The sequence below is a fragment of the Spirillospora sp. NPDC046719 genome, from assembly GCF_040645715.1.
Classification (GTDB): Bacteria; Actinomycetota; Actinomycetes; order Streptosporangiales; family Streptosporangiaceae; genus Spirillospora.
This window is the reverse complement of record NZ_JBEYYT010000281.1, coordinates 1-12,613: the sequence shown is the minus strand read 5'-3', so window position 1 is coordinate 12,613 and position 12,613 is coordinate 1. Positions and strand designations below refer to the sequence as shown.

The window sequence follows — 12,613 nt, the reverse complement described above, 5'->3', positions numbered from 1 at the left end:
GTCCGCCATGGCGCCGCCGCCGGAGAAACCGCCCTGCCCGGAGCGGCCGCGCCCGCCGCCCTGGCCCTGCCCTTGGCCCTGCCCTTGGCCTTGTCCCTGCCGCTGGCCCTGTCGCTGGCCCTGGCCTTGGCCCTGTCGCTGGCCCTGGTTGCGCCCGGCCTGGCCGCGTCCGCCCTGGTTGCGTCCGCCGCCCTGGCCGCCGCGGCCTCCGCCCTGGCCCGCCTGACCGCCCTGGCCGCCGCCGCGTCCGGGCCGGCGCTGGTCGCGGTCGCGGGGCTCGCCGCCGCGGCCGCCCCGCTGGTCGCGGCCCGGCTCGTCGTCCAGCCGCAGGGTCAGCGAGATCCGCTTGCGCTGCAGGTCGACGTCCAGCACCTTCACCCGGACGATGTCGCCCGGCTTGACGACCTCGCGCGGGTCCTCGACGTACCTGTCCGACATCGCGGAGATGTGGACGAGCCCGTCCTGGTGGACGCCGACGTCGACGAACGCGCCGAACGCGGCGACGTTGGTGACGACGCCCTCCAGCAGCATCCCGGGTTCGAGGTCGGAGATCTTGTCGACGCCCTCCTTGAACGTCGCCGTCCTGAACGCCGGGCGCGGGTCGCGGCCGGGCTTCTCCAGCTCGGCGAGGATGTCGGTGACGGTCGGCAGGCCGAAGGTGTCGTCGACGAACTCGGCGGGCTTGAGCGAGCGCAGCACGGCGGTGTTGCCGATGAGGCCCTTGATGTCGCTGCCGGCGGCCTCCAGGATGCGGCGGACGACCGGGTACGACTCGGGGTGCACGCTGGACGCGTCCAGCGGGTCGTCGCCGCCGGGGATCCGCAGGAAGCCCGCGCACTGCTCGAACGCCTTCGGGCCGAGCCGCGGGACGTCCTTGAGGCCGGACCGGCTGCGGAACGGGCCGTTGGCGTCGCGGTGGGCGACGATGTTGTCCGCGAGGCCCTCGCCGATGCCGGACACGCGGGTGAGCAGCGGCGCGGACGCGGTGTTGACGTCCACGCCGACCGCGTTCACGCAGTCCTCGACGACGGCGTCGAGGGAGCGGGACAGCTTCACCTCGGACACGTCGTGCTGGTACTGGCCGACGCCGATCGACTTCGGGTCGATCTTGACGAGTTCGGCGAGCGGGTCCTGGAGGCGGCGGGCGATGGACACCGCGCCGCGCAGCGAGACGTCCATGCCGGGCAGCTCGCGGCCCGCGTACTCCGACGCCGAGTACACCGACGCGCCCGCCTCCGACACCATGATCTTGGTGAGCTCGAGGTCGGGGTACCGGGCGATCAGGTCGGCGGCGAGCTTGTCGGTCTCGCGGGACGCGGTGCCGTTGCCGATGGAGACCAGGTCCACCTTGTGCTCGCGGGCCAGCTTCGCCAGGGTCTCGATCGACTCGTCCCACTTCCGCCGCGGCTCGTGCGGGTAGATGGTGTCGGTGGCGACGACCTTGCCGGTGGCGTCGACGACCGCGACCTTCACGCCGGTGCGCAGGCCCGGGTCCAGGCCCATGGTGGCGCGGGTCCCGGCGGGCGCGGCGAGCAGCAGGTCGCGCAGGTTCGCGGCGAACACCCGGACGGCCTCGTCCTCGGCCTCCTGCCGCAGCCGGGTGCGCAGGTCGATGCCGAGGTGCACGAGGATGCGGGTGCGCCACGCCCAGCGGACGGCGTCGGCCAGCCACTTGTCGGCCGGGCGGCCCTGGTCGGCGATGCCGAAGCGGCGCGCGATCTCCGCCTCGTAGGAGCTGCGGGCGGACGGGTCCTCGGGTTCCTCCTCCGGCTCCAGGTCGAGGTCGAGGACCTCCTCCTTCTCGCCGCGGAACAGCGCGAGGACGCGGTGGGAGGGCAGCTTGGCGAACGGCTCGGCGAACTCGAAGTAGTCGGCGAACTTCGCGCCGGCCCCCTGCTTGCCGTCGCGGACCCGGGACACCATGCGGCCCTGGTTCCACATGCGCTCGCGGAGGGCGCCCATGAGGTCGGCGTCCTCGGCGAACCGCTCGACGAGGATGGCGCGCGCGCCCTCCAGCGCGGCGGCGGTGTCGGCGACGCCCTTCTCGCCGTCCACGTAGGCGGCGGCCTCGGCCTGCGGGTCGCGGGACGGGTCGTCCAGCAGCAGTTCGGCGAGCGGTTCGAGGCCGGCCTCGCGGGCGATCTGCGCCTTGGTGCGCCGCTTCGGCTTGTACGGGAGGTAGATGTCCTCCAGGCGGGCCTTGGAGTCGGCCGCCGTGATCTGCGCGCGCAGCTCGGCGGTGAGCTTGCCCTGCGACTCGATCGACTCCAGGATCGCGGCGCGGCGCTCGTCCAGCTCGCGCAGGTAGCGCAGCCGCTCCTCCAGCGCGCGCAGCTGCGCGTCGTCGAGCGCGCCGGTCGCCTCCTTGCGGTAGCGGGCGATGAACGGGACGGTCGCCCCGCCGTCGAGCAGGTCCACCGCGACCCGCACCTGGCCCTCGCGGACGCCGATCTCCTCGGCGATGCGCTCGGTGATGGGCCGGATCGAGGGCTCGGCGCCCTCGTGGCCGGCGGACGTCTGGCTGATGGTCGCTGTCACAGCTTGGATTCGCTTTCTCCCCTGGGTGTCGCCTGTGCATTGTCCAGGGATCGGGGCCGCTTGTCTTGTCACCGCTCGTATGACGGTAGGCCCAGCACCACCCGACCGGCCGGGGAAGAGTGGGTCTAGCACCACCGAGCCCTGGACCGCGCTCGACCACAATGGTGGAGATCCACCGCTATGGCGATTCCTTGGAGGACCCGGTGAGCGAGCTACTGCGCGAGTACGGACGCGGCGCCCGAACCCGCCTGCTCCCCGGCCTGTTCCGGGCGGTCGCCCAGATCGTGGTGGCGTTCACGGTGAACCTGCCGCTGTTCATCCTGGCGGTGCTGTCGATCGCGTTCATCCCGCTGGGCGTCGGCGTCGTCCTGGCGCCGACGGTTTTCCAGGCGATCCGGGCGGTCACCGACCAGCAGCGGACGTGGGCGGCCGAGTGGTCCGGGGTGCGGATCCCCGTCCCGTACCGGCCGGAGCCCGCGGGTCCGGTCGGGCCGTGGCGGCGGTTGAGGTGGCTGCTGAGCGACCCCGCGTCCTGGCGCGACCTGTTGTGGACGATCCTCAACGTGCCGGTCGCGCTCGTGCTCGGGGTGCTCGCGGGCGGCCTGGCGGTGTACGGACTGGAAGGCGTGTTCCTCGCGCCGGCGCTGGCGAAGGTCGGCGGCTACGGGTGGGGCCCGTTCTGGCCGCTGGAGGACTGGGGCGTGGCAGGGATCGTCGGGTCGGTCGTGCTGGGTGCGGTGCTGTTCGCGGCGTCCTGGCCGGTGGGGCCTTTCTTCCTGAAGGCGCACGCGCTGTTCTCCCAGTCGCTGCTGGCGCCGACGCGCAACGCGCTGGCGGCCCGGGTCGAGCAGCTCGCCGAGACGCGGTCGGAGGCGGTGGACGCCTCCGCCGCGGAGCTGCGCCGCATCGAGCGGGACCTGCACGACGGCGCGCAGGCCCGGCTGGTGGCGCTGAGCATGAACATCGGGCTGGCCGAGGAGATGCTGAAGCACGATCCGGAGATGGCGCAGAAGCTGCTCGCCGAGGCGCGCGAGTCGAGCGGGACGGCGCTGACGGAGCTGCGCGACCTGGTCCGCGGGATCCACCCGCCGGTGCTGGCCGAACGCGGGCTCGACGGCGCGGTGCGGGCGCTCGCGCTGACCCTGCCGCTGCCCGTGGACGTGCACATCGACCTGTCCGGGCGCGCGGGAGGCGGGCCGGGGGCGGCCGGTCCGGGAAGGCTCGAGGCGCCGGTGGAGTCGGCGGCGTACTTCGCGGTCGCGGAGATGCTGGCGAACGTGGTCAAGCACTCCGGGGCGCGGCGGGCGTGGCTCCAGATCGAGCACACCGGCGACCGGCTGATTATGATCATCGGGGACGACGGGACGGGCGGCGCGGACCCCGCTGGGGGGAGCGGCATGCGCGGGATCGAGCGCAGGCTCGCGGCCTTCGATGGGACGATGGCCGTGACGAGCCCGCCCGGCGGGCCGACCGTCGTGACCCTGGAGCTGCCGTGCGCGTTGTCATCGCCGAGGACCTCGCCCTCCTGAGAGACGGCCTGATCAGGCTGCTCGGAGCGTTCGGATTCGAGGTCGTGGAGGCGGTGGACAACGGGCCGTCGCTGCTGCGGGCGCTGACCGCGCACCGGCCGGACGTCGCGGTGGTGGACGTCCGGCTGCCGCCGACGTTCACCGACGAGGGGCTGCGGGCGGCGCTGGAGGCGCGCAAGCAGGTGCCGGGGCTGCCGGTGCTGGTGCTGTCGCAGCACGTGGAGCAGCTGTACGCGCGGGAGCTGCTGTCGGACAGCTCGGGCGGCATCGGCTACCTGCTGAAGGACCGGGTGTCGGACGTCAAGCAGTTCGTGGAGGCGGTGCGGCGGGTCGCGGACGGCGGCACCGCGCTCGATCCGGACGTGGTGGCGCAGCTGCTGACCCGGCACGCCCGCGAGGAGCCGCTGCAGCAGCTGACCCCCCGCGAGCGCGAGGTGCTCGGGCTGATGGCCGAGGGCCGCTCGAACGCGGCGATCGCCGCGAAGCTGTTCGTGACCGAGAAGGCGATCAGCAAGCACACGAACAACATCTTCGGCAAGCTCGGGCTGCCGCCGTCGGAGGACGACAACCGCCGCGTGCTCGCGGTCCTGGCCTATCTCGGCGGCTGAGCGTTCCTCGGCGGCCGAGTGCTCGCCGGCGGCCGGGCGTTTCTCGGCGGCGGAGCGTCCGTCGGCGGCCGGGCGCTCCTCAGCGGGCCCACGGCGGGACGATCCGCTCGTCGCCCTGCGGCGCGAGCTCGCACTTGGCGTCGTCCACGACGGCGTCCGGGTCGTAGGCCAGGCAGCCTGCGTGGGCGGCGACGACGGCGGTGAAGCCCTCGTCCGCGGTCATCTGGCGGGGCAGTCCGGCGGGCAGGACGACGGTGTCCCCGGGCCCGGCCTCCATCTTCCGCCCGTCGAGGTCGATGGTGGCGGCGCCGTCGAGGAACGTCCACACCTGCTCGGTGTCGAAGGCGTGCAGCGGACCGGTCCTGCCGGGGGTCCAGTCGACGCGCCAGACGGCGATCCCCTCGGTGCCGCCCTGGGCGGGCGTGGCGAGGGTGGTCATCACGCCGTTCGGCGTCTCGGTGCGGCGGTTGTCGGCGTTGCGCAGCAGGGTCATGGCTCCCCGTCCCGTAAATTGGTCAATGTGGTTGTCTATATAGTCAACGAGGTTGTCTTTCATGTCAAGCGCGCCCCCGGACCCGCCCGGCTTCGAGCTGCCGCTCAGGCTGCTGCTGGCCTTCCAGGTGATCATCGATGAGCTGCACGCCGAGCTGGCCCGCGACGGCCATCCCGACATGCGGCCGATGCACGGCTTCGTCTTCCAGGCGATCGGCCCGGACGGCACCACCGCCGTCGAACTCGGCCGCCGGCTCGGCGTGTCCAAGCAGGCCGCGGGCAAGATGGTCGAGTCGCTGGAGCGGATCGGGTACGTCGAGCGCACCGCCGATCCGGCGGACGCGCGGCGCAAGATCGTCCGGCTGACCCCGCACGGCACCGACGCGCTGGCCCGGTCCGCGCGGATCTTCGATCGGATCCGGGCCGACTGGGTCCGGCGGCTCGGCGCCGACCGGGTGCGCGCCCTGGAGGACGCCCTGCGGGCGATGACGCCGGCGGAGCTGTGGCGGCTGGATGTGCCGGGCTGGTTCGGGACGGCCTGAATCCTCGTTCCGGTCTTTCTCCACACGTCCGTCCCGTACGTCCCCAGGCAGGCGCCCAGACCAGCGCCGCCCGGCCGCCCCGGCCGTCCGGAAGGGCTTGAACGGCCCTGTCGGCGTGGTTACCATCGCCTCAATTTCTTAGGAAACTTTCCTAAGAGAAGAGCGGGGATTCCTGTTGGTTCGGGGGACGGACGAACGGAGAATCATGTCCAGACCGGGCGGAAGGCGAACCGTCGCGCTCGCCACCGCGGCCACCCTCGCACTCGCGACGGCCCTGCTCACGGCGCCACCCGCGCCGGCCGCCGGGACCGTCACCGCGACGTGCGCCAAGACCTCGGACTGGGGCACCGGCTTCGAGGGCAACTGCACGATCACCAACGGGACGGGCGCCGCGATCAGCGGCTGGAAGGTCGAGGGCGACCTGCCGTCCGGCACGTCCATCACCACGGTGTGGAACGCGACGAAGACCGTCTCCGGCACCCACTACACGTTCACCAACGCCGGCTGGAACGGGACGGTCGCCGCCGGCGCGAGCACGAGCTTCGGCTTCGACGGCACCGGCGGCGGCTGGCTCACCGGCTGCACCGTCAACGGCGCCGCCTGCGACGGCTCGGGCACCCCGCAGCAGGACACGCAGGCTCCCACCGCTCCCGCGAACCTGCGCTCGACGTCCAAGACCGCCACGAGCGTCTCGCTGGCCTGGAACGCGTCGACCGACAACGTCGGCGTCACCGGCTACGACGTCTACAACGGCTCCACCAAAGCGGCCACGGTCACCGGCACGAGCGCGACCGTCTCCGGCCTGTCCCCCAAGACCGCCTACAGCTTCACCGTCAAGGCGCGCGACGCCGCCGGCAACGTGTCCGCCGCGTCCGCCGCCGTGTCGGTCACCACCGACGACGGCGGGGGCGGCGACCCCGGCGGCAGCGGGAACAAGGTCGTCGGCTACTTCACCGACTGGGGCGTCTACCAGCGCGCCTACTACGTGAAGAACATCGACACCAGCGGGTCCGCCGCCAAGCTCACCCACCTCAACTACGCGTTCGGCAACGTCACCAACGGCCAGTGCGCCATCGGCGACGCCTACGCCGACTACCAGCAGACCTACACCGCCGCCAACAGCGTCGACGGCGTCGCCGACACCTGGGACCAGCCCGTCGCGGGCAGCTTCAACCAGCTCCGCAAGCTGAAGAAGAAGTACCCGAACCTGAAGATCCTCTGGTCGTTCGGCGGCTGGACCTGGTCCGGCGGCTTCGGGCAGGCCGCCGCGAACCCCGCCGCGTTCGCCGACTCCTGCTACAACCTGGTGAAGGACCCGCGCTGGGCGGACGTCTTCGACGGCATCGACATCGACTGGGAGTACCCGAACGCCTGCGGGCTCTCCTGCGACACCAGCGGCCCGGACGCGTTCAAGAAGCTGATGGCCGCGCTGCGCGCGAAGTTCGGGTCGAGCAGCCTCGTCACCGCAGCGATCACCGCCGACGCCAGCGACGGCGGCAAGATGGACGTCACCGACTACGCGGGCGCCGCCCAGTACGTCGACTGGTTCAACCCGATGACCTACGACTACTTCGGCGCGTGGGACGCGCAGGGACCGACGGCGCCGCACTCACCGCTGACGTCCTACCCCGGCATCCCACATGCGGGCTTCAACACCAGCGACACCATCGCCAAGCTCAAGGCCAAGGGAGTGCCGGCGGGCAAGCTGCTGATCGGCATCGGCTTCTACGGGCGCGGCTGGACGGGCGTCACCCAGTCCGAACCGGGCGGCACCGCGACCGGCGCCGCGCCCGGCACCTACGAGGCGGGCATCGAGGACTACAAGGTCCTCAAGGGCAAGTGCCCCGCGACCGGCACCGTCGCCGGGACCGCCTACGCCAAGTGCGGCAGCGAATGGTGGAGCTACGACACCCCGTCCACCATCGGCGGGAAGATGGCCTACGCCAAGGGGCAGGGCCTCGGCGGCGCCTTCTTCTGGGAGCTGAGCGGCGACACGACGGGCGGCGAGCTGATCGCCGCCATCAAGAACGGCCTCGGCTGACGCGGCTCCCCGGGGCGCGCCCTCCCAGCGCCCTCTGAAGCGCGGCCGAGCCCGACGGGCCCCTGACCGAAACCGGACGCCGGTCAGGGGCCCTTCCATGCGCCGGTGCCTCGCGCCGGGCCCACGCCGTCACGCCGGCCGTGCGGGCGGGGCCGGCGCCTCCCGGTCGAACAGGGGGCGCACCAGGTCGTCCTCGACGGCCTTCAGGTAGTCCCGTGCCGTACCGCGGACCATCGGATGCTCGGCGCGGAACCCCGTCCAGTCGAGCCCGTCCCAGCGGGCGAGCTCGGCGTGGAGCCAGCGGGTGCCGATGATGGACGCCGCGTCGTCCAGCCCGGTCGTCCTGTCCAGCAGCGACGGCGAGGGCCGGACGTTCCTGAGCAGCCACACGTCGTACAGGTCCTTGGACAGCGGGCGCGAGTCGAGCCACAGCCAGTGCAGCTTCCAGCACAGCGACTGCTCGGGCGTGGCGGCCTTGAGGAGCAGCGGCGCGTCCCCCGACGGGCGGGGCACGGCGGTCCGGCACGGCGGGACGTGCAGCTTCTCGTCGAACGCGAAGTCGACCTGGACCTGCCCGCTCACGCCGCCGCAGTGCCAGGGCAGCGTGAGCCGGAAGCCCCAGCGGTCGTCCGGCCGGTCGCGGACCATGGTCTCCCGCGCGCCGTAGGCGTGGATCGACGACCGCTCGACGCGGCTCGGGACGAAGCGCAGGCCGTCCATCAGGTCGGTCCGGGGCGCGTACTCGACGTCGAGGAAGAGGTCCTCGAAGATCTCGTCGGTCTGGAACTCGTCGTCCCTCCACACCTCGGAGTCGACGATGAAGTCGAGGTCGTGCGGCATGCGGGCGTCCCGCCCGTACCAGGCGCGCATCAGCGCGCTGCCGCGCAGGACGAGATGCCCGCCCCACCTCGACCCGGAGATCGCCGCGAGGACGTGGTCGAGCGCGCCCTCGTGCGCGATCTCCTCCAGGGTGGGCTCGTGCGGCCCCATGCCCAGGAGCGGTGTGTCCTCCGTCATCGCGTCTCCTCTTCGAACCGCGCAAGCTCCTCTGACCGCTCGAACCGCGCGGGCTCCTCGATCCAGCCGTCGTCCAGCGACGCGTCGCCGTCGTGGACGACGAACTCGCGTTCCACCGAGACGATCTCGTGGCCGCGCGCCCGCAGCGCGCCGGCCAGCGCGTCCAGTCGGCGGGCCGCCGTGCGGGAGCCCACGCACCGGCAGCGCTGCGTGACGAACCGCTCCTGCCGCCCGTCGGCGCGGACGCGCCGGGCGTTGCGGGACAGGTGCGCGGCGTGCGGGCGCGCGGCGCCGGCCAGCGCGCCCGCGTCGAATCCGGGCTCCAGCAGCAGCTTGAGGTGGTGCTCGAAGTAGTACGCGGGCCCGAGCGCGTCGGCGTCGTCGGCGGGGACGCCCGCGTTCCACGGCGCCGCCTCGACCTTCACCCGCGCCACCTCGAACCCGTCCGCGCGCAGGTCGGCGGTGGTCCGGGCGGCGTCGGCGAGGGCGTCGTCCAGCGTGCCGCGGGTGCGCAGCGTGAGCATCGGCTGCGACGCCACCCGGCCGCGCTCCAGGACGATGTGGACGAACTTCAGGCCGCGCGCGACCGCCCACCCCGCGACCGCCCCGGCGGCCGCGGGGCGGACGGTCACGTGCGTCTCGAAGTCTCCGGCGAAGTCCACCCCCGAATGGTCGCAAACCGGCCACCGCGGGGCCCACCGGTTTTCCGGATCGCCGGTCTCCCGGCTCGCCGTGACGTCGGCGCCGGCCCTAGAGGTCCTGGCCGCCGTCGATCGTGAGGATCTCCCCCGTCATGTACGGGTTCGCCATAAGGAACAGCACGGCGGCCGCGGCCTCGTCCGCCGTCCCGAGGCGGCCGAGCGGGGTCTGCCGGCCCGCCTCCGCGACGGCGTCGTCCCCGGCCCCGCCGGCGCCGGCGCCCATCACGCCGCGCGCCAGCGGGGTGTCGAACATCCCGTAGCGGACGGTGTTCGCGCGGAGCCGGCGCGGTGCCAGCTCCACGGCCAGGGCGCGGGTGAGGGTCTCGACGCCGCCGACGGCCGAGAGCAGCGTCATGCCCGGCCGCGGCCGGACCACCAGGCCGCCGGACGTCAGCGTGATCGACCCGCCCGCGTTCATCCTCGGCACCGCCGCCCGCGCGGCGGCGAGCGCGGTCCACAGCCGCCCCTCGAACGCCTGGCGGGCGCCGTCCCGGGTGACCTCGGTGATCGGCACGGGGCCGGCGATGCTGCCGGCGGTCAGCAGGACGTGGTCCACGGTGCCGGCGCGTTCGAAGGTCTCCTCGACCGCGGCGTCGTCGGCGGCGTCGCCCGCCACGCCCAGGACCTCGGCGTCCGGGCCCGCCGCGCGGGCGTGCTCGACGGCCGCGTCCAGCCGTGCCTTGTCGCGGCCCGTCAGCACGACCCGCGCGCCGAGCGAGGCCAGCATCGCGCCGGCGGCCAGGCCGATGCCGGAGCTCCCGCCGATGATGACGGCGGTCTGCCCGGCGAGGGCCTGCGGCAGCGGCGAGCGGACCGGGATCGGCGCCTCGGTGGTGGTCATCGCGTTCTCCTCAAATAAAACATCTGGTTGGTTTACCCTGGCCCAGCGAGCCGCCGAAGTCAACCGGATGGTTTAATTCAGGGCATGACGTACGACGCGGAGGCCACCCGGCGGCGGATCTTCGACGCCGCCACGGCCGAGTTCGCCGCGCACGGGCTGGCGGGAGCCCGGATCGAGCGCATCGCGCTCAAGGCCCGCGCCAACAAGCAGGCCATCTACCTCTACTTCGGCGGCAAGGAGAAGCTGTTCGGCGAGGTCGTCCGGTGCAAGGTGGACGAGGTCTGCCACGGCGCCGACCTCCGCAGCGACGACTTCGCCGAGGGGATCGGCCGGCTGTTCGACTGGTACGGGCAGAACCCGGAGCTGGTCCGGCTGCTGCTGTGGGAGGCCCTGGAGGGCGGCGACGACGTCCAGGGCGAGCCGGAGCGCCGCGAGGACTACCGCGCCCGGCTCTGCGAGTTCCAGGCCGCCGGAGTCGTGCGGGCACCGGCCGGCGCGGAGGGCACGCGCGTCACGCAGGACCGGATCTTCACCATCATCGGTCTCGTCGTGTGGAACTTCGCCGTGCCGCAGCTGCGGCGGCTCATCCTGGACGAGGACGACGACGAGGCCGCCCTCGCGCGCCGGCGCGCGTCCGTCGTGGAGACCGCGCGCGCCCTCGCCGAAGCCGGGATCTTCACATGACCGGCGGCCCGGCGCCGCGAGCGGTCCCCCCGTCGCCCCGGGCGGTCCTGTTCGATCTCGACGGGACGCTGCTCGACCACGCCGGCGCGGCGGCCGAGGCGATCACCGCGTCGTTCCCCGACGAGGACCCCGAGCGGCTCGTCCGGCGCTGGCTGGAGCTGGTCGACGCCTCGGTCGACCGGTACCTGGCGGGCGAGCTGACGTTCCCCGAGCAGCGGCGCATCCGGATCATCACGCTGGCCCGCGAGCTGGGGCTCGGCGACTGGGACGAAGCGCGCGCCGACGCGTGGATCCGCGGATACGCGGCACGGTACGCGGCCGCGTGGCGCCCGTTCCCCGACGCGCCCGGTCCCGTCGCGGCGCTGGCGGAGCGCGGCCTGCGGCTCGGCGTGATCACCAACGGGGCCGCCGGGCAGCAGCGCGCGAAGATCGAGCGGATCGGGCTGGCGGAGCGGCTGGCGTACCTGGTGACCTCCGCCGAGACCGGCGCGGCCAAGCCGCATCCGGAGATCTTCCGCGTCGCCTGCGCCGGGCTCGGCCTGCCCGCCCGCGACGTCGTCTACGTCGGCGACCGGCTGGACGTGGACGCGCGGGGCGCGGCGTCCGCCGGGCTGGCGGGCGTCTGGCTCGACCGCTCCGCCGGCCCCGTCCCGGACGGCCTGGACGTGCCCCGCATCACGTCCCTGGACGAGCTGCCCGGCCTGCTCACACCGTGATGCCGGCGAGCGCCGAGCGCGTCGGCTCGATCGCGATGACCTCGTAGCGGACGCGTCCGGTGCGCAGGAACGGGTCCTCGGCGGTGATCTCCTCGACGCGGGCGCGGTCCGTGCCGGCCGCGAGGATCACCCCGCCGACGCGCGGGTCCCGGCGGGCGGTGAGCAGGAACGTCCCGGCCCTCATGTGCCGGTCGACGTACGCGTAGTGCTCGGGGATCAGCGCGTCCAGCTCGTCGAGGACGCCGTCGTCGTAGTGCAGCAGCAACAGGAACATGCCGGCAGTGAACGCCGCGCCGCGCCGTCCCGTCCACGAGGCGCCGCCTAGGGCGGGTGAGGTCCCGCCTAACGCCGCAGACGGCGGGCGATCGCCTCGGCGTACGCGTGACCCGCGTCACGGCGCCAGGCGAGCGCGAACCTCAGGCGCGGCGCGTCCCCGGCGAGCGGCCGCCACACGAGCCCGGGTTCCGCCGCCCACGCGGGACGCAGCGCGACGACCGGCTCCCCCGAGGTCAGCTCGGCGCGGGCCACCGCGCGCCGCGCCGTGGAGACGCGGGTCTCCGGGTCCCAGCCCGCGGCGCGGCATGCGCCGAGCACCGCGTCGTGGTAGCCGGACGCGAGCCCGCGGTCGAACCACAGCAGCCGCTCCCCCGCCAGGTCGCGCCACGCGACCGCGTCCCGCGCGGCGAGCCGGTGGCCGTCCCCCATCAGGACGCCGAGCGGCTCGTCGTGGACGGTCTCGGACGCCAGCCCGGCGAGGTCGGCGGGCAGCGTCACCACGGCGAGGTCCAGCTCGCGGCGGCGGAGCGCGGCGAGCTGGCGGTCGGTCGCGGCGTCCTCGTACACCGGCCGGACCCCGGCGTCCCGCCCGACCTGCCCGGACGGCTCGGCGCGGCGGCGCGGGACG

Annotated in this window: 13 protein-coding genes; 6 read left to right on the top strand and 7 right to left on the bottom strand. The window is 73.7% G+C overall.

All coding sequences use genetic code 11. The features are described 5' to 3' along the window. Window positions 1–2,484, bottom strand: a 2,484-nt coding sequence (locus ABZ914_RS34630; protein ID WP_500198430.1) for a Tex family protein, incomplete at its 3' end; no start/stop codon positions are given. A 257-nt stretch (window positions 2,485–2,741) separates the two neighbouring features. Between ABZ914_RS34630 and ABZ914_RS34625 the strand changes: the two genes are divergently transcribed. Both ABZ914_RS34625 and ABZ914_RS34620 read left to right on the top strand, forming a co-directional pair. Continuing rightward, a complete protein-coding gene (locus ABZ914_RS34625) occupies window positions 2,742–4,067 on the top strand; it encodes a sensor histidine kinase (RefSeq protein WP_500198429.1) in 1,326 nt (441 codons plus the stop codon). Continuing rightward, complete coding sequence (locus ABZ914_RS34620) at window positions 4,031–4,675, top strand: LuxR C-terminal-related transcriptional regulator (RefSeq protein WP_151546181.1); 645 nt, start codon at window positions 4,031–4,033, stop codon at window positions 4,673–4,675. Before ABZ914_RS34625 ends, ABZ914_RS34620 begins: the two co-directional genes overlap by 37 nt. A gap of 79 nt (window positions 4,676–4,754) precedes the next feature. Here ABZ914_RS34620 and ABZ914_RS34615 read toward each other — a convergent pair whose 3' ends face one another. Then, window positions 4,755–5,168, bottom strand: a complete 414-nt coding sequence (locus ABZ914_RS34615) for a cupin domain-containing protein (protein ID WP_500198428.1) — start codon at window positions 5,166–5,168, stop codon at window positions 4,755–4,757. A gap of 61 nt (window positions 5,169–5,229) precedes the next feature. Between ABZ914_RS34615 and ABZ914_RS34610 the strand changes: the two genes are divergently transcribed. Both ABZ914_RS34610 and ABZ914_RS34605 read left to right on the top strand, forming a co-directional pair. Next, window positions 5,230–5,709 (top strand): MarR family winged helix-turn-helix transcriptional regulator, encoded by a 480-nt coding sequence (locus ABZ914_RS34610; protein WP_500198427.1) that lies wholly within the window; start codon window positions 5,230–5,232, stop codon window positions 5,707–5,709. Window positions 5,710–5,914: 205 nt separating this feature from the next. Continuing rightward, entirely contained in the window at window positions 5,915–7,750 is a 1,836-nt protein-coding gene (locus tag ABZ914_RS34605; RefSeq protein ID WP_500198426.1) for a glycosyl hydrolase family 18 protein, read from the top strand. Window positions 7,751–7,879: 129 nt separating this feature from the next. Here ABZ914_RS34605 and ABZ914_RS34600 read toward each other — a convergent pair whose 3' ends face one another. The 3 genes from ABZ914_RS34600 to ABZ914_RS34590 all read right to left on the bottom strand — a co-directional run bounded on the left by ABZ914_RS34600 (window position 7,880) and on the right by ABZ914_RS34590 (window position 10,309). Next, window positions 7,880–8,767 (bottom strand): nucleotidyl transferase AbiEii/AbiGii toxin family protein, encoded by an 888-nt coding sequence (locus ABZ914_RS34600; RefSeq protein ID WP_500198424.1) that lies wholly within the window; start codon window positions 8,765–8,767, stop codon window positions 7,880–7,882. Further along, on the bottom strand, window positions 8,764–9,429 hold the full coding sequence (locus tag ABZ914_RS34595; RefSeq protein WP_500198423.1) for a hypothetical protein: 666 nt from the start codon (window positions 9,427–9,429) through the stop codon (window positions 8,764–8,766). Before ABZ914_RS34595 ends, ABZ914_RS34600 begins: the two co-directional genes overlap by 4 nt. Window positions 9,430–9,517: 88 nt before the next feature. After that, window positions 9,518–10,309 (bottom strand): SDR family NAD(P)-dependent oxidoreductase, encoded by a 792-nt coding sequence (locus ABZ914_RS34590; protein ID WP_500198422.1) that lies wholly within the window; start codon window positions 10,307–10,309, stop codon window positions 9,518–9,520. A gap of 84 nt (window positions 10,310–10,393) precedes the next feature. Between ABZ914_RS34590 and ABZ914_RS34585 the strand changes: the two genes are divergently transcribed. After that, window positions 10,394–10,993, top strand: coding sequence for a TetR/AcrR family transcriptional regulator (locus ABZ914_RS34585; RefSeq protein ID WP_500198420.1), 600 nt, complete (start codon window positions 10,394–10,396; stop codon window positions 10,991–10,993). After that, window positions 10,990–11,709 carry an HAD family hydrolase gene (locus ABZ914_RS34580; protein ID WP_500198419.1) on the top strand — a complete coding sequence of 240 codons (720 nt, stop codon included), beginning with the start codon at window positions 10,990–10,992 and terminating at the stop codon, window positions 11,707–11,709. The genes ABZ914_RS34585 and ABZ914_RS34580 overlap by 4 nt, the downstream gene beginning before the upstream one ends. Here the strand turns inward: ABZ914_RS34580 and ABZ914_RS34575 are convergent. Together ABZ914_RS34575 and ABZ914_RS34570 are read right to left on the bottom strand one after the other, a co-directional pair. Then, on the bottom strand, window positions 11,699–11,983 hold the full coding sequence (locus ABZ914_RS34575) for a YciI family protein (RefSeq protein WP_500198417.1): 285 nt from the start codon (window positions 11,981–11,983) through the stop codon (window positions 11,699–11,701). The genes ABZ914_RS34580 and ABZ914_RS34575 overlap by 11 nt on opposite strands. Window positions 11,984–12,051: 68 nt before the next feature. Then, the coding region (locus ABZ914_RS34570) for a LysR family substrate-binding domain-containing protein (protein ID WP_500198416.1) at window positions 12,052–12,613 on the bottom strand (562 nt) is incomplete at its 5' end.